Annotated in this window: 25 protein-coding genes; 12 read left to right on the forward strand and 13 right to left on the reverse strand. The window is 68.7% G+C overall.

The genetic code is table 11. The features are described 5' to 3' along the window. Positions 1-20 precede the first annotated feature (20 nt). Entirely contained in the window at positions 21-434 is a 414-nt protein-coding gene (locus tag OG285_RS24575) for a cytidine deaminase (protein ID WP_371792212.1), read from the forward strand. Between the two features lie 60 nt (positions 435-494). On the opposite strand, the gene OG285_RS24580 is transcribed toward OG285_RS24575, so the two are convergent. Both OG285_RS24580 and OG285_RS24585 read right to left on the reverse strand, forming a co-directional pair. After that, a complete protein-coding gene (locus OG285_RS24580) occupies positions 495-833 on the reverse strand; it encodes a P-II family nitrogen regulator (RefSeq protein WP_164264502.1) in 339 nt (112 codons plus the stop codon). Continuing rightward, positions 830-2,164, reverse strand: coding sequence for an ammonium transporter (locus OG285_RS24585; RefSeq protein ID WP_356825680.1), 1,335 nt, complete (start codon positions 2,162-2,164; stop codon positions 830-832). The genes OG285_RS24580 and OG285_RS24585 overlap by 4 nt, the downstream gene beginning before the upstream one ends. Positions 2,165-2,322: 158 nt before the next feature. On the opposite strand from OG285_RS24585, the gene era reads away from it, so the two are divergent. Beyond that, the gene (gene era, locus OG285_RS24590) at positions 2,323-3,273 is read left to right on the forward strand and encodes a GTPase Era (protein WP_328326416.1); all 951 of its coding nucleotides are present in this window, start codon (positions 2,323-2,325) and stop codon (positions 3,271-3,273) included. 33 nt (positions 3,274-3,306) lie between these two features. Here era and OG285_RS24595 read toward each other — a convergent pair whose 3' ends face one another. Further along, complete coding sequence (locus tag OG285_RS24595; RefSeq protein WP_356825677.1) at positions 3,307-3,573, reverse strand: protealysin inhibitor emfourin; 267 nt, start codon at positions 3,571-3,573, stop codon at positions 3,307-3,309. Between the two features lie 27 nt (positions 3,574-3,600). Continuing rightward, a complete protein-coding gene (locus tag OG285_RS24600; protein ID WP_371792213.1) occupies positions 3,601-4,698 on the reverse strand; it encodes a M4 family metallopeptidase in 1,098 nt (365 codons plus the stop codon). A gap of 295 nt (positions 4,699-4,993) precedes the next feature. Here OG285_RS24600 and leuA point away from each other — a divergent pair, with 295 nt between their 5' ends. Together leuA and OG285_RS24610 are read left to right on the forward strand one after the other, a co-directional pair. Next, positions 4,994-6,751, forward strand: coding sequence for a 2-isopropylmalate synthase (leuA, locus tag OG285_RS24605; protein ID WP_356825673.1), 1,758 nt, complete (start codon positions 4,994-4,996; stop codon positions 6,749-6,751). A 311-nt stretch (positions 6,752-7,062) separates the two neighbouring features. Beyond that, positions 7,063-7,758, forward strand: a complete 696-nt coding sequence (locus OG285_RS24610; protein WP_356825671.1) for a TerB family tellurite resistance protein — start codon at positions 7,063-7,065, stop codon at positions 7,756-7,758. Positions 7,759-7,805: 47 nt separating this feature from the next. Here OG285_RS24610 and OG285_RS24615 read toward each other — a convergent pair whose 3' ends face one another. Genes OG285_RS24615 through OG285_RS24625 form a run of 3 tightly spaced genes read right to left on the reverse strand, consistent with a single transcriptional unit; the run spans position 7,806 to position 10,149 of the window. Continuing rightward, positions 7,806-8,405, reverse strand: coding sequence for a hypothetical protein (locus OG285_RS24615; RefSeq protein ID WP_356825669.1), 600 nt, complete (start codon positions 8,403-8,405; stop codon positions 7,806-7,808). A 12-nt stretch (positions 8,406-8,417) separates the two neighbouring features. Further along, positions 8,418-9,818, reverse strand: coding sequence for a hypothetical protein (locus OG285_RS24620; protein WP_371792214.1), 1,401 nt, complete (start codon positions 9,816-9,818; stop codon positions 8,418-8,420). A gap of 34 nt (positions 9,819-9,852) precedes the next feature. Then, positions 9,853-10,149, reverse strand: a complete 297-nt coding sequence (locus OG285_RS24625; RefSeq protein ID WP_356825661.1) for a hypothetical protein — start codon at positions 10,147-10,149, stop codon at positions 9,853-9,855. Between the two features lie 206 nt (positions 10,150-10,355). Here OG285_RS24625 and OG285_RS24630 point away from each other — a divergent pair, with 206 nt between their 5' ends. The 3 genes from OG285_RS24630 (at position 10,356) to OG285_RS24640 (ending at position 12,771) form a co-directional block, all read left to right on the forward strand. Continuing rightward, positions 10,356-11,078, forward strand: coding sequence for a hypothetical protein (locus OG285_RS24630; RefSeq protein ID WP_371792215.1), 723 nt, complete (start codon positions 10,356-10,358; stop codon positions 11,076-11,078). Between the two features lie 118 nt (positions 11,079-11,196). Further along, complete coding sequence (gene recO, locus OG285_RS24635; protein WP_356825657.1) at positions 11,197-11,943, forward strand: DNA repair protein RecO; 747 nt, start codon at positions 11,197-11,199, stop codon at positions 11,941-11,943. Positions 11,944-11,961: 18 nt separating this feature from the next. Further along, positions 11,962-12,771, forward strand: coding sequence for an isoprenyl transferase (locus OG285_RS24640; RefSeq protein ID WP_356825655.1), 810 nt, complete (start codon positions 11,962-11,964; stop codon positions 12,769-12,771). Positions 12,772-12,855: 84 nt separating this feature from the next. Here OG285_RS24640 and OG285_RS24645 read toward each other — a convergent pair whose 3' ends face one another. The 4 genes from OG285_RS24645 to OG285_RS24660 are packed head-to-tail and all read right to left on the reverse strand — an operon-like array spanning position 12,856 to position 16,033. After that, positions 12,856-13,275, reverse strand: a complete 420-nt coding sequence (locus tag OG285_RS24645) for a transcriptional repressor (protein WP_356825653.1) — start codon at positions 13,273-13,275, stop codon at positions 12,856-12,858. 57 nt (positions 13,276-13,332) lie between these two features. Continuing rightward, positions 13,333-14,226: a metal ABC transporter permease gene (locus OG285_RS24650; protein ID WP_371792216.1), complete on the reverse strand. Its 894-nt coding sequence runs from the start codon at positions 14,224-14,226 to the stop codon at positions 13,333-13,335. Between the two features lie 2 nt (positions 14,227-14,228). Further along, on the reverse strand, positions 14,229-15,014 hold the full coding sequence (locus tag OG285_RS24655) for a metal ABC transporter ATP-binding protein (RefSeq protein WP_371793603.1): 786 nt from the start codon (positions 15,012-15,014) through the stop codon (positions 14,229-14,231). A gap of 53 nt (positions 15,015-15,067) precedes the next feature. Further along, positions 15,068-16,033: a metal ABC transporter substrate-binding protein gene (locus OG285_RS24660; RefSeq protein ID WP_371792217.1), complete on the reverse strand. Its 966-nt coding sequence runs from the start codon at positions 16,031-16,033 to the stop codon at positions 15,068-15,070. 191 nt (positions 16,034-16,224) lie between these two features. On the opposite strand from OG285_RS24660, the gene OG285_RS24665 reads away from it, so the two are divergent. Together OG285_RS24665 and OG285_RS24670 are read left to right on the forward strand one after the other, a co-directional pair. Continuing rightward, on the forward strand, positions 16,225-17,607 hold the full coding sequence (locus tag OG285_RS24665) for a glycine--tRNA ligase (RefSeq protein WP_266857194.1): 1,383 nt from the start codon (positions 16,225-16,227) through the stop codon (positions 17,605-17,607). A 409-nt stretch (positions 17,608-18,016) separates the two neighbouring features. Then, on the forward strand, positions 18,017-18,622 hold the full coding sequence (locus tag OG285_RS24670; protein ID WP_371792218.1) for a GPP34 family phosphoprotein: 606 nt from the start codon (positions 18,017-18,019) through the stop codon (positions 18,620-18,622). A gap of 159 nt (positions 18,623-18,781) precedes the next feature. On the opposite strand, the gene OG285_RS24675 is transcribed toward OG285_RS24670, so the two are convergent. Further along, entirely contained in the window at positions 18,782-20,647 is a 1,866-nt protein-coding gene (locus OG285_RS24675; protein WP_371793604.1) for an alkyl/aryl-sulfatase, read from the reverse strand. Positions 20,648-20,652: 5 nt separating this feature from the next. After that, complete coding sequence (locus OG285_RS24680; protein WP_371792219.1) at positions 20,653-21,129, reverse strand: hypothetical protein; 477 nt, start codon at positions 21,127-21,129, stop codon at positions 20,653-20,655. A 139-nt stretch (positions 21,130-21,268) separates the two neighbouring features. On the opposite strand from OG285_RS24680, the gene OG285_RS24685 reads away from it, so the two are divergent. The 3 genes from OG285_RS24685 to OG285_RS24695 all read left to right on the forward strand — a co-directional run bounded on the left by OG285_RS24685 (position 21,269) and on the right by OG285_RS24695 (position 22,784). Further along, positions 21,269-21,895 carry a TetR family transcriptional regulator gene (locus tag OG285_RS24685; RefSeq protein ID WP_371792220.1) on the forward strand — a complete coding sequence of 209 codons (627 nt, stop codon included), beginning with the start codon at positions 21,269-21,271 and terminating at the stop codon, positions 21,893-21,895. 146 nt (positions 21,896-22,041) lie between these two features. After that, positions 22,042-22,575: a TetR/AcrR family transcriptional regulator gene (locus OG285_RS24690; RefSeq protein ID WP_371792221.1), complete on the forward strand. Its 534-nt coding sequence runs from the start codon at positions 22,042-22,044 to the stop codon at positions 22,573-22,575. 32 nt (positions 22,576-22,607) lie between these two features. Then, positions 22,608-22,784, forward strand: a complete 177-nt coding sequence (locus OG285_RS24695) for a hypothetical protein (RefSeq protein WP_371792222.1) — start codon at positions 22,608-22,610, stop codon at positions 22,782-22,784. The last annotated feature ends 7 nt before the right edge of the window (positions 22,785-22,791 follow it).

Genomic DNA, 22,791 nt, shown 5'->3' on the forward strand with positions numbered 1-22,791 from the left:
GGGCTCTTTATGCTCTGCCCATGAGCGACGACGCAGCGAACAGCGCAGACAGCGGTACGGGCACCGGTACGGGCGGCCCGGCGGCCGGGGCCCCGGTCCCGGACGCCGAGGACCGCAAGATCATCACGCTGGCGCGCAGCGCCCGGGCCCGCAACGGAGTGCCCGAGGGCGCCGCCGTACGGGACGAGACCGGGCGTACGTACGTCGCGGGCACCGTCGCGCTCGACTCGCTGAAGCTCTCCGCGCTGCGGACCGCCGTGGCGATGGCGGTGGCGAGCGGGGCGAGCTCGCTGGAGGCCGCCGCCGTGGTGAGCGCCGCGGGAGAGGTGACCGTCGAGGACCGTGCCGCGGTGAAGGACCTGGGCGGAGCCGGTACCCCGGTGCTGCTCGCGGGTCCCGACGGCACACTGCGGACGACGGTGACGGCGGGCTGACCCGGCTCAACGGCCCCCGTCAGCAACGGACTCGGCGGTGACTGAACGGGGGCGTCGCGGTCAGAGGGCGTCGGGGCCGCGCTCGTCCGTCCGGACGCGTACGACCGTCTCCACCGGCACGGCCCAGACCTTGCCGTCGCCGATCTTGCCGGTGTGGGCGGCCCGTACCACCGCGTCGATGACCGCTTCGCTCTCCGCGTCGCCGACGACCACCTCGATCCGGACCTTCGGGACGAGGTCGACGCGGTACTCGGCGCCCCGGTAGACCTCGGTGTGCCCGCGCTGCCTGCCGTAACCGCTCGCCTCGGTGACCGTCAGGCCATTGACCCCGAGTTCCTGGAGGGCCGTCTTGACGTCGTCGAGCTTGTGCGGCTTGACGACCGCGGTGACCAGCTTCATGGCTTGACCTTCTGCAGCACGGAGGCGGAGAGCGGGGCTCCGTGGCCCAGCACGCCGTGATCGTAGGCGCTCTCGGCGTGCACCGTCAGGTCGAGGCCCTGCTGCTCGTGCTCCTCGTCGGCCCGGAAGCCGGTCAGCCGGTCGATCGCCCTGCCGATGCCGTACGTCACGGCGAACGCGTACACCCCGACCGCCAGCACGCCGACGCTCTGCCGGCCCAGCTGGCCGAACCCTCCGCCGTACAGCAGCCCGCGCGCGCCACCGGTCATCGCCGAGGTCGCGAACAGCCCGATCAGCAGCGTGCCGACGATCCCGCCCACCAGGTGCACCCCGACGACATCCAGCGAGTCGTCGTAGTTCAGCCGGAACTTCCAGCCGACCGCGTACGAGCAGAGCACCCCGGCCGCGAGCCCGACGGCCAGCGCCCCGACCAGTCCCACCGCACCGCAGGCGGGGGTGATCGCGACCAGCCCGGCCACCGCCCCGGACGCCGCGCCCAGGGTCGTCGGGTGGCCGTCCCGCCGCTGTTCGACGAAGAGCCAGCCGAGGAGGCCCGTGCAGCCGGCGGCGAGGGTGTTCAGGAACGCGGCGGCAGCCAGCCCGTTGGCGCCGAGCGCCGAGCCCGCGTTGAAGCCGAACCAGCCGAACCAGAGGAGCCCCGCGCCCATCACGACCATCGGCAGGTTGTGCGGGCGCATCGAGTCCTTCTTGAAGCCGAGCCGCGGCCCGAGCACCAGACAGAGAGCGAGCCCCGAAGCACCCGAGACGATCTCGACCGGCATACCGCCCGCGAAGTCCAGCGCCTTCAGATCGCTGAGGATCCAGCCGCCGGGCCCCCACACCCAGTGCGCCACGGGGACGTATACGAGCAGCGCCCATACGGGGACGAAGACCAGCCAGGCGCCGAACTTCGCCCGGTCCGCGATGGCCCCGCTGATGAGCGCGGCTGTGATGATCGCGAAGGTGAGCTGGAAGGTGGCGAAGAGCAGCGTCGGCACGGAGCCCCGCACGCTGCCGGGCCCGATCCCCGCCATGCCGGCGTGGCCGAGCCCGCCGATCAGCCCGCCGAACGCGTCGGGGCCGTAGGCCAGCGAGTAGCCCGCGAGCAGCCAGACCACGGTGACGAGTGCGATCGACACGAAGCTCATCATCAGCATGTTCAGCACGCTCTTGGTGCGGACCATCCCGCCGTAGAAGAGCGCGAGGCCGGGTGTCATCAGCAGCACCAGCGCTGTCGCCGCGAGCAGCCAGGCGGTGTCGCCGGTGTCGATACGGGCGGCCAGGGTGGCGGCCAGCGGGGACAAGGGTGTCGCAGGCGTCGCATGCGTCACAGGGGGGTCACCTCTCCGGTTACGTTCCGGTAGAGGTTCCCGCTTTCGCGTTTCCGCCCCGCTGCACCCGTGTTTCGTCCGCATTTCGTGTTGCGGGGCGGTTACCGGGAACTCACCGTGGGGCCACCTGGTCGGCGTCCACCGGCCGATCGGGGAGAATGGGCGCCATGAGCGTTCACACCCAGTCATCCGAAGCCGCCCACCGGGCCGGTTTCGCCTGCTTCGTCGGCCGCCCCAACGCGGGCAAGTCCACTCTCACGAACGCTCTCGTCGGCAAGAAGGTGGCCATCACCTCCAGCCGGCCGCAGACCACCCGCCACACCGTGCGCGGCATCGTGCACCGCGCCGACGCCCAGCTGATCCTGGTGGACACCCCCGGCCTCCACAAGCCGCGCACGCTGCTGGGCGAGCGGCTCAACGACGTCGTGCGGACCACCTGGGCCGAGGTCGACGTCATCGGCTTCTGCGTCCCCGCCGACCAGAAGCTCGGCCCCGGCGACAAGTTCATCGCCAAGGAACTCGCCGGGATCAAGAAGACCCCGAAGATCGCCGTCGTCACCAAGACCGACCTGGTCGACGGCAAGCAGCTCGCCGAGCAGCTCATCGCCATCGACCAGCTCGCCACGGAACTCGGCTTCGAATGGGCGGAGATCATCCCCGTCTCCGCCGTCGGCGACCAGCAGGTCTCGCTCCTCGCCGACCTGATCGCCCCGCTGCTCCCGCTGAGCCCCCCGCTCTACCCGGAGGGCGACCTCACGGACGAGCCCGAGATGGTGATGGTCGCGGAGCTGATCCGGGAAGCCGCGCTGGAGGGCGTACGGGACGAGCTGCCGCACTCCATCGCCGTCGTCGTCGAGGAGATGCTGCCCCGCGAGAACCGCCCCGCGGACAAGCCGCTCCTTGACATCCACGCGAACGTGTACATCGAGCGACCGAGCCAGAAGGGCATCATCATCGGGCCCAAGGGCGCCCGCCTGAAGGACGTCGGCATGAAGTCCCGCAAGCAGATCGAGGCGTTGCTGGGCACGCCGGTCTTCCTGGACCTGCATGTGAAGGTGGCGAAGGACTGGCAGCGGGACCCGAAGCAGCTGCGGAAGCTCGGGTTCTGAGCCGCCGCTCCGGTTTGGACGGGCCCCGGCCCGCTACGCTCCCTCCTTCAGCACCCGCGAGATCAGCGACCGCTGCGCGTCGCTGAGCCGCGGGTCCGTGCAGTACACCGTCCGGCCGTCCACGGTGATCCGGTAGTTGAACCCGTCGGGCACCCCCTGGGGCGGTGCGTCGTGGCCCGCCGCCACCGCCTGTTCGGCCAGCTCGTGCCACTCACCGGCATCGGGCCGGGCCGAGGTGTCCACCTCGGCCCGGCGCTCGATACCGGCGAAGCCTCCCGTGCGCCTTACCTGGATACGCATGGGACCTGTCTACCCGCTGTCCGCCGGTTACGCGCCTGTCGCGACACCGACCGTCGACCAGGCCTTGGTCACCGCCTCCTCCTCGTCGCCGCTGCCGAAACGGGCCTGGGCCGCCTTGACCGTCAGCCGGGCGAAGTCCGCGAAGCTCGCGCCGGCCGCCAGCTCGCCGCCGGTCAGGGTGTCGTACCAGATCTGCCCGGCCCGCTCCCACGCCTTGCCGCCCAGAGCGTCCGCCAGCAGATAGAAGGCGTGGTTGGGGATGCCGGAGTTGAGGTGGACCCCGCCGTTGTCGTCGGTGGTCCTGACGTACCCCTTCATGGTCGCGGGCTGCGGGTCCTTGCCGAGTACGTCGTCGTCGTACGCGGTGCCCGGTGCCTTCATGGAGCGCAGCGCGACCCCCGAGACGCGCGGCGCGAGGAGGCCGGCGCCGATCAGCCAGTCGGCCTGGTCGGCGGTCTGGCCCAGGGCGTACTGCTTGATGAGCGAGCCGAAGACGTCCGAGACCGACTCGTTGAGCGCGCCGGACTGGCCGGAGTACGCCAGGTTCGCGGTGTACTGCGTGACGCCGTGGGTGAGTTCGTGGCCGATGACGTCCACCGGGATGGTGAAGTCGAGGAAGATCTCCCCGTCACCGTCGCCGAAGACCATCTGGCTGCCGTCCCAGAAGGCGTTGTTGTACTTCCGGTCGTAGTGGACGCTCGCGTCGAGTGCCAGTCCCTTGCCGTCGATCGAGTACCGCCCGTACGCCTTGAGGTACAGCTCGAAGGTGGCGCCGAGGCCCGCGTACGCGCGGTTGACCGTCGCGTCCTTGCCCGGCTCCGAGCCCTCCGCGCGGACCTTGGTACCGGGCAGCTTGGTGCCGTGCCCGGCGTCGTAGATGGTGCGCTTCGGGGTCCTGGGGGCCGGATCGGCCGGCCCGGAGACGCCGCCGGCCTCGCGCACGGTGGCGGCCACGGCCGTCCGGCGCCTGCTGCGGTGTGAGTCGTCCGCCTCGAGGGTGCGGCGGGCCGGGCCGGAGAGCTCCGGGTCATCGGCATCGGCGAGCTTGCTGAGGATGTGCGGCGGGATGATGGTGCAGAAGACGGAGCCGGCGGTCGGGCCGGTCGTCTCAGGAGTGTCAGTCATGTCTTCGAATGTGGCACTGAGTAAGGAAGTTGTCACTGGTTGCGACGGTTATTGACGAGAAAGAGTGACCCGGCACCGCGCTGACGTCACCCGCAGGGTGTCCCGCATACTGATACGGGAGCGGCGTTCCCGGCGCCGCTGGGCTAGGCTGCGGAACATCATGCGTTTCGGGCTGCTTCTCCTTAGCTGCCGCGGCGAGGGCCTGTAGTCGTAGGTCGACCCCCTCCCCGCGGAGTCTGGTGCTGCAGCGGCACAGTCGGCCTTCCCCCGCTGGATCCCGAGGAGCCCCACGCAGATGTCTCACCCCACGCCGATCACCAATGCCACCCGGACGCAGAAGCCGTCCGGAATGCCGGTGCACAAGTACGGCCAGTACGAAGCAGTCGAGATCCCCGACCGCACCTGGCCGGACAACCGCATCACCCGCGCCCCCCGCTGGCTGTCCACCGACCTGCGCGACGGCAACCAGGCCCTGATCGACCCCATGTCACCGGCCCGCAAGCGCGAGATGTTCGACCTGCTGGTGAAGATGGGCTACAAGGAGATCGAGGTCGGCTTCCCGGCCTCCGGCGAGACCGACTTCAACTTCGTACGCTCGATCATCGAGGAAGAGGGCGCGATCCCCGAGGACGTGACCATCTCCGTCCTGACCCAGGCCCGTGAGGACCTCATCGAGCGCACCGTCGAGTCGCTGCGCGGCGCGCACCGGGCGAGCGTGCACCTGTACAACGCGACCGCGCCGACCTTCCGCAGGGTCGTCTTCCGCGGCTCCAAGGACGACATCAAGCAGATCGCCGTGGACGGCACCCGCCTGGTGATGGAGTACGCCGAGAAGATCCTCGGCCCCGAGACGACCTTCGGCTACCAGTACAGCCCGGAGATCTTCACCGACACCGAGCTGGACTTCGCTCTGGAGGTCTGCGAGGCGGTCATGGACGTCTGGCAGCCCGAGGCCGGCCGCGAGATCATCCTCAACCTGCCCGCCACCGTGGAGCGTTCGACGCCGTCCACGCACGCGGACCGCTTCGAGTGGATGTCGCGCAACCTGTCGCGCCGCGAGTTCGTCTGTCTGTCCGTGCACCCGCACAACGACCGCGGTACCGCCGTCGCCGCCGCCGAACTGGCCATCATGGCGGGCGCCGACCGTATCGAGGGCTGTCTGTTCGGGCAGGGCGAGCGCACCGGCAACGTCGACCTGGTCACGCTGGGGATGAACCTGTTCAGCCAGGGCGTCGACCCGCAGATCGACTTCTCGCAGATCGACGAGGTGCGCCGCACCGCCGAGTACTGCAACCAGATGGAGATCCACCCGCGCCACCCCTACGCGGGTGACCTGGTCTACACGTCCTTCTCCGGCTCCCACCAGGACGCCATCAAGAAGGGCTTCGACGCGATGGAGGCCGACGCGGCCGCGCAGGGCAAGACGGTCGACGACATCGAGTGGGCTGTCCCGTACCTGCCGATCGACCCCAAGGACGTCGGCCGCTCGTACGAGGCCGTGATCCGGGTCAACTCGCAGTCCGGCAAGGGCGGTATCGCCTACGTCCTGAAGAACGAGCACAAGCTGGACCTGCCGCGCCGGATGCAGATCGAGTTCTCGAAGATCATCCAGACGAAGACCGACGCCGAGGGCGGCGAGGTCACGCCGAAGGACATCTGGGCGATCTTCCAGGACGAGTACCTGCCCAGCTCCGTCGAGGGCGACGCCCGCTGGGGCCGGATCCAGCTGCGTTCCGGCCAGACCACCACGGACACCGACGGCCGGGACACCCTGACCGTCGAGGCCGTCGTGGACGGAGTCGAGACGGCGCTGTCGGGCACCGGGAACGGTCCGATCTCGGCCTTCTTCGCCGCGCTGTCCGAGACCGGCGTGGACGCCCGGCTCCTGGACTACCAGGAGCACACGATGAGCGAGGGCGCGAGCGCGCTGGCCGCCTCGTACATCGAGTGCGCGATCGACGGCAAGGTCATGTGGGGCATCGGCATCGACGCCAACACCACGCGGGCCTCGCTGAAGGCGGTCGTCTCCGCGGTCAACCGCGCCGCCCGCTGACTCCGGTCGGCACCTGAATCGCCCGCATGACCGGGGCCGTACCCGAGGTGTTCTTACGGGTACGGCCCCGCTTGCGAAATTTCGGCGCTCTCTGCCGCGCGGAACCCATTTGACCTCATCTTTTCCCGGTCGCGGTGCCGCACACCGATGGTCGGGACCAAGCCATCTCCTGTCAGGGTGCTGACGCCACATCACCGATGTGGCTAACATCACGTCCACATGGCGGCCCTGTGTCCAGCGGAACAACCGGGGGACACGGGCGTGGTGGAGCGCAACGCAACGGAGCGTTGCCGGTGTTACGGAGGTGAGCCGTGCTGTCAGTCCGTGGGCGAAGCGGCAAGAAGTCGATCATCTGGGCCGTCCGCACCTCCTGGGACACGGTCGGTGACGGTGAGTTCTTCTGTGCCGACTGCGGGGGAGACCGTAACTACCGCCGTCTGACCGGCCGCCGCAGGCTCACCGTGCTCGGCCTGCCGCTCCTGTCGCGCGGCCGTACGGGCCCGGTGGTCGAATGCGCCGCCTGCTGGACGCAGTTCTCCACCGAAACCCTGGACCGCCCCACCACGACGCGCTTCTCGGCGATGCTGCGCGACGCCGTCCACACCGTGACGCTCGCCGTCCTCACCGCGGGCGGCACCGGGTCCCACGCGGTGATCGAGACCGCCGTCTCCACGGTCAGGGCCGCCGGGTTCGACGAGTGCACCGAGGAGCAGCTGACCGCCCTGGTCGACGCGCTCGCCGCGGACACCGGCCGCTTCGTCTCGGACGCCGAGCCGTGCGGGGCCGCGCTGACCATCGAGCTGCACGAGTCGCTACAGCCGCTGGCGCCGCATCTCGCCCCGGTGGGCCGGGAATCGATCCTGCTGCAGGGTGCCCGGATCGCCCTGGCGGACGGCCCGTACAGTCCGGCGGAGCGCGAGGTGCTCGCGACGGTCGGCGGCGCACTCCAGCTCTGCACGGACGACACCGCCCGGCTGCTGGCGGCAGCGGCGCGGATGCCGTCCTGAGGGGTGGTCGTGGCTGGGTGGTGTCTCCACGGTGACTACGCCGGGCGTCACACTTCTTCGTCCTCGTCGACGAACTTGATACTGCGTACGAACTCGTCGATGTGCGGTTCGGCTGCTGCGAGGCGGCCCAGGTCGCCCGTTGAAACAAAGACGATCAGATCCATGCCGTGGGCTTCGTCGCGAAAGCCGTACCAGAGGTTGACGACGATGCTTTGGTCGTCGAGCATCACATGATTCCGGGAGCGCAGACCTGCCCCGAAAGCCCTTGTCTCGAAAACCTCGACTTGTGGTGAAGTGATTACTTCGGTGCTGTCTGCGTGCGCAAGTTGCCGCAATGTGGCTTCGCGCTCACCCTCCGATGGGCCGTAGGGAATATGAAGCGCGATGGGTGGTTGCTCCGGATCTGCAAAGTAGAGAAAGTGCTCGTTACCGAGCGAGCTCGCCTCGCAAGCTCGACGGTTTTCGATCAAGATCTTCGCCAGGCGCTTGATCTCCCCTCGCCCTGACGGGAGATCGTTAATCTGGAGAAAGTTCTCCGCCGTGAATTTGGCCCACTTCTTCTCACTTCCCCAGAAATCTTGCCACCCGTCATATACGGGTAGGTCGATCCAATGATCGTAATCTTCATCGGTGTCCAGTCGGCTCATCTATTTATTCCCTCAAGGTGCGAAGTCGTACATTCCAGAATTGTAAAAATTCCAGTCTTTTGCATCGCTGTAGGGTTTGATATCCCATTTTTTCGGATAAATGTCGCTGCTGCCTGCCGTCTTGTCGCCCAAATCGAGTGCCGTACCTCCTATGAAGATGCCAGAATTCTGGGCAGCGGCTCTTGATGTTCTGTGTGCTGCCTCCTGGGTGGCGGCATCTCCGTCACGTTTCACTTGCTCTCGCGCTGCGTACTTCCACTGAGCCGCCAATTTCGCATCGCCGCCCGCCATGGCGATTTCCATCGGTGTCGGAGTGGGTAGACCTTGTGCGGCTCCGGTTGATTTGAGGGTCTTCTCGTATTCCCTGAGGTTCTTTTTCGCGGCTCTTTTCGCATACTTGCCCTTCGCCTGCGAAGACGCCAGCATCAGCGCGTCCCTCTTCGGGCTATTGGCCATCGCGTCCGCGGTCGCCCTGCGCGCAGCCTGCGTCGAGGCCCGTTGTGTGGCGGCCGCGCCCTGCTCCACTCCGCGCGCCACCGCGCCACCCGCTTTGAAGGTGAGTAGGCCCAGGATGTCGAACCCGACGTCTCCCCATCCGCCGTTTCCGGTGGCGGCCATGAGGCTGTGCATTCCCAGGGAGACGACCGATGCCACGGTGCCGAAGGTCAGGAGCATGGGGGCCAGGGCCAGAAGGAGGCCCGGCATGGCGATGCAGGCTGCCAGGACCGTGATGGCGAGCGCCGCTATGGCGGCGATCGTCGCGATGTAGCCGATGACTTCCAGCGTGATTTTGATTGCGTCGATATGTTGCTCGATGATGTTGGAGACCCAGCTCCAGAAACCATCTTCCAGTGCATCATCGATAATATCCCGGATTTTCTTGGCGATATTCTTCGATTTAGCTTCGTACGACTCGACCGAGTGCTGGTAGTCGCTCTTCGCCGTTGCCAGGACGCCTCGGGCGCGGTGAAGCTCTTCCTTCTTGTGGTGATCCAGCTCCTCTTCGGCCTTCTTTGCCGATTCCGAGTCCGGATCTGCGCTCCCCAACAGTCTTTTGATGTCGGCTTGTGCACTCTTCGCCGAGCTCAAGGCTTTTGCTGTGGAGGTTTGTGCGAAGTCGAGCTCTGTGGCCCATTCCCCTAGTTGTGCCGAGACCCGCTCGTAGCGGCCGGCTGACTTCTCCAGTTTTCCGCGGAACTTGTCCGCGCCGCTCTGTAATTCGTCGACGTACTTGCCCTTGAGTGTCGTGTCATCGCTGATGGTCTTGAGTTTTTTGATCTGCAGGCGGATTTCGGCAGCCGTGGACTGCATGTTTTTTTGTCCTGCGGTCACGCCGTCCACGTCGCCCGGCGTCGGGTCCGCCTCGCCGAGCGGATGCCAATCGGTCGGACGGTTTTTTGTCCCTGTTGCCATCTCGTGCTCCCCCCCCCGAAGCTCCGGAGCTCTCTTACCGTGCGCCCTTGGCCTGGCGTGCGAGCTTGTTGTCCGTCGACTCGAAGCTCTCCCTGGTCGTGGTCACCAATTTGAGGACGTCATCCAGGTTGGCCAGCATCTGCTTGCGGTTCCCCGACCAGTTGTCCGCGAACTCGTGCATGGCGTCCCTGAGTGGTTGGGCACCGACGTCCTCGGCGAGTTCGTCCTGCCGTGTTCCGCACTTCCTGAACTCGCGGCGGATGTGCTTCAGTGACCTCTCTGTTTCGGTCAGAAGGTCGTAGTCCACCTTCAAGTTCGATTCGTCACCCACGTGTTCCCCCCTGCGTGCCGGTGCGTGCCTGTGCGATTCTGCGCGTGCTTGGACAGCGCGAATGATCACCCTTTCGCGGGGCCGTGTGCCCGGTCAAGTAGGCCCCGCCGGCTGACTGTTGGGGCCACACAGTGCCGTATCGTGCCGTGGCCTCAGACACCGCACGGCGCTTTCAAGCCCCGCCGGGGTCAGTAGGCTGGTCCACCATGACAGCCGACTCGAAGCAGCCGATGTCCATTGCTGGTTACTCACTTGTCCTGCCGCCCGGCTGGGTGCGGATCCCGTTGCGGAGCGGTTCCGAAGACGCTGTGCGGCATGCCGCGAACCAGGTTTTCCGGGGGGCTGCGCATGACGAAATCCCGCGCGACGAGCTGGTCAAGTATCGATTGAAAGTTGAAGGAAAGCTGCGGGAGCTCGCCGTGCGAGCAGCCGATAACGGTGGGGTCGACCTGTACCTGCCCACGTCGTTACGGGGAGGGGTCGCGACCCCCTGTTCCATTGTCGTTTCGGAAATGCGGCTTCCCGGCGGTGAGGCCGTCGAGGTGGCTGACATGCTGCGGCGGCTCACTGAAGACGCCGAATTCCGCCCGGCTGATGTCGACGGTTCTGCGGGTGCTCGAAGTGAACGTCTCCGTACGACCGCTCTTGATCAAGGAGCCGAGGGAGCCGAGGGAGCCGAGGGAGCCGAGGCGGCCAAGGGGGCCGAAAAGGCCAAGGGAGCCAAGGGACCCAAGGAGACGGAGCGGGCGCGCCATGTGGACTATGTCCTGCCGGTGCCCGGGAATTCCGGCCGATTGCTCAGCATCGCTTTTTCGACTCCGGGCGACGGCGATCCGGACGGTGACTTCGCACTGCTCCTCGTCGAACTCTTCGACGCGATCATGACCACTTTCAGCTGGCAGCCTCATGACCTGGCGCCGTCACGCTGAGTGAATGCAGTGCCACGCCAGGGAGCGGGAGGGGGCAGGAGGAGTGCCGGCGCCGGCCTGCCGTTCGGAAGTCGGTCCACGTCGTCGCGCGTGCCGCCCGTACGGGACAATGGGCCCCATGAGTCTTTTCCGTGACGACGGGGTCGTCCTGCGGACTCAGAAGCTGGGTGAGGCCGACCGCATCATCACGCTGCTGACCCGGGGCCACGGGCGGGTGCGTGCCGTGGCGCGGGGCGTGCGGCGTACGAAGTCCAAGTTCGGGGCGCGGCTCGAACCGTTCTCCCATGTCGATGTGCAGTTCTTCGCCCGCGGCAGCGAACTGATCGGGCGCGGGCTCCCGCTGTGCACCCAGAGCGAGACCATCGCTCCGTACGGTGGCGGGATCGTCAGCGACTACGCCCGCTACACGGCCGGCACGGCCATGCTGGAGACGGCGGAGCGCTTCACCGACCACGAGGGCGAGCCGTCCGTCCAGCAGTATCTGCTGCTCGTCGGCGGGCTGCGCACGCTCGCCCGCGGTGAGCACGCCCCGAATCTGATCCTCGACGCGTTCCTGCTGCGCTCGCTCGCCGTCAACGGCTACGCGCCGAGCTTCGACGACTGTGCGAAGTGCGGCCTGGAGGGACCGAACCGGTTCTTCTCCGTGGCGGGTGGCGGGGCGGTGTGCGGCGACTGCCGGGTGCCCGGCAGCGTCGTACCCTCTGCGGAGGCCGTCCGGCTGCTCAGCGCGCTGCTGACGGGGGACTGGACGACGGCCGACGCGGCCGAGCCGCGGCACGTCAGGGAGGGCAGTGGGCTCGTATCGGCCTACCTGCACTGGCATTTGGAGCGCGGGCTGCGCTCGTTGCGGTACGTAGAGAAGTAGTGAGAGGGAGACGAGCACATGGCAGGACGCGGGATTCTGGGGCGAAACAAGCAGGAGTACAAAACCCCCGAACTGCACCCGTCGGGCGCCCGCCCGCCGAAGATCCCCGGCGAACTGGTGCCGAACCACGTGGCGATCGTCATGGACGGCAACGGCCGCTGGGCCAAGGACCGTGGGCTGCCGCGCACCGAGGGTCACAAGGTCGGTGAGGCCACCGTTCTCGAGGTGCTCAACGGCTGCATCGAGATGGGTGTCAAGAACCTCTCGCTGTACGCCTTCTCGACCGAGAACTGGAAGCGCTCGCCCGACGAGGTGCGCTTCCTGATGAACTTCAACCGCGATGTCATCAGGCGGCGCCGGGACGAGATGGACGAGCTGGGGATCCGGATCCGCTGGGTGGGCCGGATGCCCAAGCTGTGGAAGTCGGTCGTCGAGGAACTCCAGGTCGCACAGGAACAGACCAAGAAGAATGACGCGATGACGCTGTACTTCTGCGTCAACTACGGCGGGCGGGCGGAGATCGCGGACGCGGCGCAGGCCATCGCCCGTGATGTGGCGGCGGGCAAGCTGGACCCGTCGAAGGTCAACGAGAAGACCTTCGCGAAGTACATCTACTACCCGGACATGCCGGACGTGGACCTCTTCCTGCGCCCCAGCGGCGAGCAGCGCACGTCCAACTACCTGATCTGGCAGAGCGCGTACGCGGAGATGGTCTTCCAGGACGTCCTCTGGCCGGACTTCGACCGCCGCGACCTGTGGCGTGCCTGCCTCGAATACGCCCAGCGCGACCGGCGGTTCGGCGGAGCGATCGAGGAGACGACCGGCTGACAGCCTGCGGGGCGGCCGTTGAGCCGGGCCCCGGACGCCGCTGGGACATGACCGGCCGGTCCGGAGCCCGGCCCCGGACCGCCCTCAGCTCTCCGTGGCGGAGCCCGCGCACTCCGCGCAGGTCCCGAAGACCTCCACGGTGTGCGCGACGTTCACGTACCCGTGCTGCGCCGCGATCGACTCGGCCCACTTCTCCACCGCGGGCCCCTCCACCTCGACGGCCTTGCCGCACGTGCGGCAGACCAGATGGTGGTGGTGCTCGCCGGTCGAGCACCGCCGGTACACCGACTCGCCGTCGCCCGTGCGCAGCACGTCGACCTCGCCCGCGTCGGCCAGCGACTGGAGCGTGCGGTAGACGGTGGTCAGCCCGACCGAGTCACCCCGGTGCCTGAGCACGTCGTGCAGCTCCTGGGCACTGCGGAACTCGTCCACCTCGTCGAGCGCCGCGGCCACCGCGGCCCGCTGCCGGGTCGACCGGCCTCGTACTGGTGCTCCCGCAGTCACAGGTGCCTCCTCGCCGTGCGTCGCCCGCCCATGTGTCGGGCCATTGTGCCAGCTCCGTCAGGTCCTGGCCGATTCCACCGGCCGCCGCGCCGCCGGGACCCCGGGGGCGCACTCCGCCTCCGCCGCCTCGGCGGCTCGTGCCCGCCGCCTCGCCAGGGGTGCGGCGAGTGCGGTCAGGGCGACGAAAACCGCGATGGCCAGCAGCACAATTGTCGCTCCCGGCGGCACGTCCTGGTAATAGGAAGTGATGGTGCCGGAAAGCGTCACCGCCGTGCCGATCACCACGGCCAGCGTGAACGTGACCGCGAACGACTTCGTCAGCTGCTGCGCCGCCGCGACCGGCACCACCATCAGCGCGCTCACCAGGAGCAGCCCGACCACCCGCATGGCGACGGTGACGGTGACGGCCGCGGTGACCGCGATGAGCAGGTTCAGCACCCGCACCGGCAGCCCGGTGACCCGGGCGAACTCCTCGTCCTGGCTGACCGCGAAGAGCTGCCTGCGCAGCCCGAGCGTCACCAGGACCACGAACGCGGCCAGCACGCAGATGGCGGTGACATCGCTGTCGGAGACGGTCGCGAGCGAGCCGAAGAGATACGACGAGAGGTTGGCGTTCGAGCCGGTCGGGGAGAGGTTGATCAGCAGCACCCCGCCCGACATACCGCCGTAGAAGAGCATCGCCAGCGCGACATCGCCGCGCATCCGGCCGTAACTGCGGATCAGCTCCATCGAGACGGCTCCGACGACCGATACCAGCGTCGCCATCCACACCGGGCTGGAGTTGAGGAGGAAGCCGAGGCCGACCCCGGTCATGGCGATGTGGCCGATGCCGTCGCCCATCAGCGCCTGGCGGCGCTGGACGAGGTAGATGCCGATGGCGGGGGCGGTGATGCCGACCAGGACGGCGGCGAGCAAGGCCCGCTGCATCAGGGGGCTCTGGAGAAGTTCCATGATCAGCTCAGCAGTCCTGTCCTGGCCGGCTCGGCCGCCGTGTGCGGGTGTACGTGGTCGTGGCCGGGCAGCGCGTGCTGGCCCAGGGCATGCCCCGTGGCGGGTGGGGGACCGTCGTGTGTGACGCACCCGTCGCGCAGGACGACGGCGCGGTCGATCAGCGGTTCCAGCGGCCCCAGCTCGTGCAGGACCAGGAGCACGGTCGTCCGGGCGGCCACCTGCTCGCGCAGCGTCGAGGCGAGGATCTCCTGGCTGGCCAGGTCGACCCCGGCCATCGGTTCGTCCATGATCAGCAGCTCCGGCTCGGACGCCAGCGCCCTGGCGATCAGCACCCGCTGGTGCTGGCCGCCGGAGAGCGCGCCCACCGAGTCGCCCGCGCGGTCGCTCAGCCCCACCAGCTCGATGGCGCGGGAGACTGCCGCCCGGTCGGCCTTCGACGGCCACCGCAGCTTCGTACGGGCGAGCCTCCCGGAGGAGACGATCTCCCGCACCGTCGCGGGCACCCCGCCGGCCGCTGTCGTGCGCTGCGGTACGTAGCCGATGCGCGCCCACTGCCTGAACCGCCCCAGCGGGCTCCCGAAGAGTTCGATCGAGCCGCCGGTGAGGGGGACCTGCCCGATCACCGCGCGTACGGCGGTCGACTTGCCCGATCCGTTGGCGCCGAGCAGGGCGACGACCTTGCCGCGGCCCACGCTGAGGTCGATGCCGCGCAGCACGGGGCGGGAGCCGAGCGCGGCGGTGGCACCGCGTACGGAGATGACGGATGCCTCTTCTGGGTCCATGTCCATGGCGGGTGCCTCCGGTGCGGTCGCGGGTACGGACGGGCCTGGGTGCTGCACGGTCACTTCGCGCCGAGCGCCTTCTGGAGCGCGACGAGGTTGGACTGCATGACCTGGATGTAGTCGTGGCCCCGGGATTTGCCGGTGATCCCCTCCAGCGGGTCCAGCACGTCGGTCCGCACATGCAGGTCCCCGGCGAGCGTCCTGGCGGTGTCGGGGCTCGTGATGGTCTCGAAGAAGACCGTGGAGACGTGGTGCTTCGCGGCGAGGCTGTGCAGGTCCTTCATGCGCGACACGCTGGGCTCGCTCTCCGGGTCGATCCCGCTGATGGCCTCCTCGGTGAGGCCGTACCGCTCGGCGAGGTAGCCGAAGGCGGCGTGCGTGGTGACGAAGGTGTCGGAGGTGCGGTTCTTCAGCCCGTTCACGTACTGCTTGTTGAGGGCGTCGAGCCTCTTCACCAGGGCGTCGGTGTTCTTGCGGTAGTCGGCCTCGTGCTTCGGGTCCGCCGCGGCGAGCGTCCTGTCCACACCCTTGGCGATCCGGGCGAACCGCACCGGGTCGAGCCAGATGTGCGGGTCGAGTCCGGCCTCGCTCGCCGAGTGGGAGTCGTTGTCACCGGTCGTGTGGTGGTCGCCGTCGACCTCTGTGCCGTGCTTTTCGAGTGTGGTCATCGAGGCGGCGTCCGCGGTGTACTTCACGCCGGACTGCTTGATCGCCTCGTCGACGGCGGGCTGGAGTCCCTTGAGGTAGACGATCGCGTCCACGTCGGAGAGGGCGACGGTCTGCTTCGGACTGAGTTCGAGGTCGTGCGGCTCGACGCCCGGCTTCGTCAGATTGGTGACGGAGACATGATCGCCGCCTATCTCCTGAGTCAGGTACTGGAGCGGATAGAACGACGCCACCACGTGCAGCTTGCCGTCCTTGTGGTCGGCGGCGGAGGAGGAACCGGAGCAGGCGGAGAGGGCGACCAGTCCGGCGGCGACCGCCGCGGAGACGGCTGTGGCGGGTATGAGGCGTCGTACGTTCATGACAGTCATTTTCAACAAAACTGGAAACGATTGTCAACAAGGGATTCGTGCCAGGTCGGCGCCCGGTCGCTGAGGGGGCGGATCTGTGGACGATCCCGGCAGGAACCGGGAACCGATTTGATCCGGGGGGTGCAGCCGCCGGTAACCTGAGGTATTCCGCTGTTCGCAATCGTCGTAATGAAGAGAGCACCGTGGCCGCCGACAAGATCGACACCATCGTCAGCCTGAGCAAGCGCCGTGGCTTCGTCTACCCCTCCAGTGAGATCTACGGTGGTCAGCGTGCCGCCTGGGACTACGGGCCGCTGGGTGTCGAGCTGAAGGAGAACCTCAAGCGTCAGTGGTGGCGCTACATGGTCACCGCGCGCGAGGACGTGGTCGGTCTCGACTCGTCGGTCATCCTGGCCTCCGAGACCTGGGAGGCGTCGGGCCACGTCGCGACCTTCTCCGACCCGCTGACCGAATGCACCTCCTGCCACAAGCGGTTCCGCGCGGACCACTTGGAGGAGGCGTACGAGGAGAAGCACGGCCACGCGCCCGCGAACGGCCTCGCCGACCTGAACTGCCCCAACTGCGGCAACAAGGGCACCTTCACCGAGCCCAAGAACTTCTCGGGCCTGCTCTCCACCCACCTCGGCCCGACCCAGGACAGCGGCTCCGTCGCCTACCTGCGCCCCGAGACGGCCCAGGGCATCTTCACCAACTTCGGCCAGGTGCAGCAGACTTCGCGCAAGAAGCCGCCGTTCGGTATCGCGCAGATGGGCAAGTCCTTCCGGAACGAGATCACTCCGGGCAACTTCATCTTCCGCACCCGCGAGTTCGAGCAGATGGAGATGGAGTTCTTCGTCAAGCCGGGCGAGGACGAGCAGTGGCAGGAATACTGGATGGAGCAGCGCTGGAACTGGTACCGCGACCTCGGGATGCGCGAGGAGAACATGCGCTGGTTCGAGCACCCGAAGGAGAAGCTCTCCCACTACTCGAAGCGCACCGCCGACATCGAGTACCGCTTCCGCTTCGGCGGCAGTGAGTGGGGCGAGCTGGAGGGCGTCGCCAACCGCACCGACTACGACCTCGGCGCACACTCCAAGGCCTCGGGCACCGACCTCTCCTACTTCGACCAGGAGAAGGGCGAGCGCTGGACGCCGTACGTCATCGAGCCCGCGGCGGGTGTCGGCCGGGCGATGCTGGCCTTCATGCTCGACGCGTACATCGAGGACGAGGCGCCCAACGCCAAGGGCGTCATGGAGAAGCGCACCGTGATGCGCCTCGACCCGCGCCTCGCGCCGGTCAAGGTCGCGGTGCTGCCGCTCTCCCGCAACCCGCAGCTCTCGCCGAAGGCCAAGGGTCTGGCGACCGACCTGCGCCGCAACTGGAACATCGAGTTCGACGACGCGGGCGCCATCGGCCGCCGCTACCGCCGCCAGGACGAGATCGGTACGCCGTTCTGCGTCACGGTCGACTTCGACACGCTCGACGACAACGCGGTGACGGTGCGCGAGCGCGACACGATGAAGCAGGAGCGGGTCTCGCTGGACCAGATCCAGTCGTACCTGGGTGGCCGTCTGCTGGGCTGCTGACCTGGTGTGACGCCTGCGGTCGCTCTCGCGGCCGCTCGTGCGATCAGTCTCGCGTCGCTCCTGCGCCACCGGGGCGTCACTGAGGGCGTCACCGAGGGCCCCGCACCCGCTTCGGCGGGGGCGGGGCCCTCTGCCATGGCAGGGAGAGTGCGGGGTACGAGGCCCTCAGCTCGGCATCGACCAGCGTCCGGCCGGGCTGGCCGACCCCTCCCTGCGCCGGTCGTCCCCGGCCCGAGGGCCCGCGGACGACTTCCAATGAGGGACTTCTCTGCGGATTCCCCGCACCACACAGCCGTAACAGGCACACAGCACCCGACGGGGGGCGAGAATCGGCTGGGGGACGTCCGGCCCGCCGTGGTCGGTCCCGATGCCCTCGCCCGACACTCGGCCGACTGACGTGGAGCCGCTCATGACCACCGCACGGGACCTGGCGATCGTCGCCCTGGACGTGGAACCCACCCTCCCCGTGGAGCAGGGCGACCTGTCGCTCGCGCTCGCGGGAGCCGAGGTGCTCGACCTCATCGAGGCCAGGGCTCTGGTGGTCGACGGTGACCGCCTGCTGCCCAGCGCCCAAGCGCCCACGACGGAACGTCTGTTGGACGAGGCCGCTGCGGCGCTCAGGCGGCAGGAGCCGTACGAGTCGGTGGAGGACTGGCTGTGGCGCAGGGGCCGCGGGCTCTTCTCTGCCTACGCCGATGACCTGGAGCGGGCGGGGCTGACGGCCCGGCCGCGGGGCCATCTGATTCCACTGCGGAAGGGGCGGGCGGAGCTGGTCGACTCGGCGGCCCGGCGCCGGGCCGAGGACCGCTGGGCGGCGGGCGAACCGGTGCTTGCCGCTCTGGCGTCCGCGGCCGGAATCGGCGACGAGCCGGCCGAGGACGCGCAGGAGCCCGCCGACGACACGATCGCGGCGGTGCTGGCCGCCGTCGGCGGCGCTGTGCAGGAACTGCGGGCCGTACGACAGCGCAGGGCGATCGAGGACGCGGCGTTCGACAACGTCTGGCGCGGCTACTGAGGGTGTCCACCGGATCGGGGACGGCGGCGCGCACCTGCACGTCTGGTTCTTCGCCCGGCCCTGACCGTCGCCGCGGTCAGCCGCCGGCCGATGCCCCCGCTCATGTCCGGACCGGTCGGCATCCCGGTCGCAGTGGTGAACGACCGGGGGCGGATGGGATCAGGGCGTGACCAGGGGGAAGTCCGGGTCCGGGGTGTCCAGCAGGGTGCTGAAGTCCGCCAGGGCCATGGCGTCGCCGTCGATGGTTGCGCTGCCGGTGGTGATCTCGTCGACGAAGGTGGTCAGTCCGCCGAGGACGGCGTTCAGGGTGGTGCGTGCCAGCCGCAGGGTGGCGTGTGGCTGTTCACCGCGCGGCGCGTCGCCCGCCATGGCGGTGAGGGCGCCGTTGGAGAGCAGCAGCGTCCAGGTCTCGTCCGTGTCGGTGAACTCCCAGCGCAGCAGCAGCCGTCCGGCCGCCGCTGCGCGCGGTCCGTTGATCCGTACCGCCATGGACTGGAAGACCTGCCCCGCGGTCAGCGCGGCGAGGACGTCGGGGGCGCGGCGGGTCGGGGTCGCGATGATGCCGCCGCGGAGTTCGGCCGCGCCCATCAGGTAGAAGTTGCGCCAGGGGCCCGATTCGGCACTGTGGCCGAGCCGTTCGAAGGTATCGGCCTGCAGGGAGCGTGCCTCGTCGTTGTCCGGATCGGCGAACAGCACATGGTTGACGACCTCGGCGACCCAGCGCAGGTCGCCGTCCTCATAGGACTTCCTGGCCTTGGCGAGTACGGCTTCGGCCCCGCCCATGAACTCCACGTACCGGCCGGCCGCTTCGACGGGCGGGTGCGCCCACAGATGGGCCGGGTTGCCGTCGAACCAGCCCATGTACCGCTGGTAGACGGCCTTGGCGTTGTGGCTGAGGGTGCCGTAGTAGCCGCGGGCGTGCCAGGCGCGGTCCAGCGCCTCGGGGAGGCGCAGTTCCTCGGCGATCTCGGCCCCGGTGCGGCCGGCGTTGATGAGCCGTACGGACTGATCGTGCAGATACGCGTACGTGTCCCGCTGCTCCTCCAGGAAGCGGACTGCCCGCTCCTGGCCCCAGGTCGGCCAGTGGTGGGAGGCGAAGACGGTGTCGAACTCCCCGGCGAACAGCCGCAGTGTCTCGGTCAGATAGCGCGCCCAGGCGCTGGGGTCGCGGACGAGCGCGCCCCGCAGGGTGAGCACGTTGTGCAGGGTGTGGCAGGCGTTCTCGGCGACACACAGCGTTCGCAGGCCGGGGAAGTGGAAGTTCATCTCCGAGGGGGCCTCGGTACCCGGAGTGAGCTGGAAGACCATACGGACACCGTCGACGGTCTCCTCCTGGCCGGTCCTGGTGATGTCGAGGGTCGGGGCGATCAGCCCGACCGTGCCCAGCGAGGTCGTCATGCCGAGGCCGCAGCCGATCTGCCCGGCGGGCCCCTTGGCCAGTGCGGCGCCGTACATGTAGCCGGCCCGGCGGCTCATCGCGGGCCCGGTGAAGACGTTCTCGCTCGCGGCGTGCTCCATGAAGCCCGCGGGCGCCAGCACCGGCACCGCGCCGGACGCCACATCGGCTGCGTCCACCACGCCCCGCACACCGCCGAAGTGATCGACGTGCGAATGGGTGTAGATCACGGCCGTCACCGGCCGCTCCCCCCGGTGTTCGCGGTAGAGCCCGAGCGCGGCAGCGGCGACCTCCTCGCTGATCAGCGGGTCGATGACAATGACGCCTCGCTCGCCCTCGACGAAGGTGATGTTGGACAGGTCCAGTCCGCGCACCTGGTGGATGCCGGGCACCACCTCGTACAGGCCCTGTTTCACCGTCAGCCGGCCCTGGCGCCACAGGGACGGGTGGGCCGTCGGCGGCGCCTCCTCGTCCCGTTCCAGGAAGGCGTAGGCGTCGTTGTCCCAGACCGGCCGCCCGTCCGCGTCGCGTACGACGCAGGGGTCGAGGCGCCCGAGGAAGCCACGGTCGGCGTCGGCGAAGTCCTGGTCGTCGTCCCAGGCGAGGTGATCGGTGCTGTACGTGGTCATGGTGCTCACATTTCTTTCCGTACGGGGGAGGGCCGCCGTCCCCGGAGCCCTGGGCGAGCCGCGCTCAACTGCCGCTGGTGGAAGGCCGGTCCGCCCAGCGCGACGGCCAGCAGGAGTCCGACGGCCGTGATCGCGCCGGGCTCCGGCAGCCGGAGCCCGAGCAGCCAGTCGCAGCACACGGCTGCCGCGACGAGCGTCACCTTCAGCGCCACCAGGCGCCGCAGTGGCACCCGGCGGGACGGCGCACGGCCGGTGCGCCGCTCGCGCCGACGGCGCACGAGGTGGATGAGCGGCGGCACCACCAGGATCAACACCAGCACCCGCAGCGCGTGCTCCCAGACCGGCAGACCGGCACCCCGGAACCACATCCCCGCCATCACCAGTCCTGCGACCAGATACCCGGCACGGACCCCGCGGCTGGGCCGCTCAGACCGCATGAGGCCGGCCCGGGGAGGCTCGTCGGCGGGCTCGGTGCTCGGCATGCGCGACTCCTCACGGGGCTGGCCAGGACGCTCGCCACCGTAAAGTGTCAGTCCTGACTTTTTCTAGTGCCCGGCCGGTTCCGTGCGGCGGAAGTGTCATACATGACAGTTCCCGGCCCGCGTGCCACAATCGCTCAACGTGAGCACGACAGAACCCCGGGAGCCGGGGCTGCGCGAGCGGAAGAAGGCGGCCACCCGGCTGGCCCTCCAGCGAGCCGCTCTGCGCATGTTCGAGGAGAACGGCTACGAGAGGACGACCGTCCGGGACATCGCCGCCGCGGCGGATGTCACCGAGCGCACCTTCTTCCGGTACTTCCCCTCCAAGGAAGACCTCGTCCTCAGCGAGATCACTGACTTGCTGCCGCCGCTGCGCGACGAGATCCGCGCCCGGCCCGCGGGGGAACCCCCGCTGACCGCCGTGCTGAACGCCCTGCTCGCGCTCGGCGGGAAACGCCCCGAAACCGGGCTGGTGCTCCTCTTCAGCGGACCCCCCGCCCGCTTCGCCCCCCGGGCCTCCCGCCCGGCGCTCGCCGTCCTGTTCGACTTCGAGAGCGGCGTCGCCACAGCCCTGGCGGAGCGCTTGGGCGAGCCCCGGGACGCCGCTGACGGGTCGGCCATCCCCCTGCGGTCCTCGGTGCTCGCGCGGGCCTCCGTCGCCGCCGTCCGCAGCGCGATGATCGCGCACAGCGACCTGGGCGAAGACCGGCCCACCCCCGGGACGATCACCACCCTGCTCCGCGAGGCGTTCGCCGTTCTCGGCTCCTGATCCAGTTCGCCCGACGGCGTGCGGAGCGCCGGCCGGCGCTGCCCGGTGGTCCGTGGGGACACATGACGAACAGGCATGTCAACCCTCGTGACGACTTTTCAATCACTGATTGAAAAGTGTCGTGAGCCGTGCTGTCATGCGGTGCCATGGCCACTGACACAACCCGGGCGCGACTGCTGGACGAGGCCGAGCGGCTCTTCCTCGAACGGGGCTACGAGCTGGTTTCGGTGCGCGCGGTCAACGCCGCCGCAGGCATGAACCCCGCCGCGGTCCACTACCACTTCGGCTCCAAGGAGGATCTGGTCGTGGCCCTGTTGCAGAGCCGTCTCGGTCCGCTGTGGGCCGATCGTCTTGCCACCCTGACGCGGCGCCGGGCCGCTGGCTGGACCCCCGGCGCGGGCGAACTCGTCGACGTCGTCGTCCGCCCGCTGGCCGAACTGGCCGCCCGCCCCGCGGGGCGCATGCTTGCGCTCCAACTCACCGCGGGCAGCTCCCTGTTGAACCCGATGTACCTCTTCCGCGGCGACGCCCCGGTCAAGGAGTTCGCGGCGCAGTTCCCGCAGCCTCAGCGGCTGGGCATCCGCCTGATCGGCAAACAGATCCTGCGCGCCTACCCGTACCGGGAGGCGTACCTGCTGGAGTCCGGCAGCGCTTCCGTGCCGCCCTTGACCTGCCGCTGATCCTGCTCGGCGGCATCACCCACCGGGAGACGATGGACCGGGCCATGGTCGAGGGCTTCCAGTTCGTCGCCATGGCCCGGGCCCTGCTGCGCGAACCGGACCTGATCGCCCGGATCACGGCCGCCCGCGACACCGCCTCGCAGTGCATCCACTGCAACCTCTGCATGCCCACCATCTACACAGGCACCCACTGCCCATTGGCGCCCTGACCAACCA

It is taken from the genome of Streptomyces sp. NBC_01471 (genome assembly GCF_041438865.1).
In the GTDB taxonomy this organism is placed as follows: Bacteria; Actinomycetota; Actinomycetes; order Streptomycetales; family Streptomycetaceae; genus Streptomyces.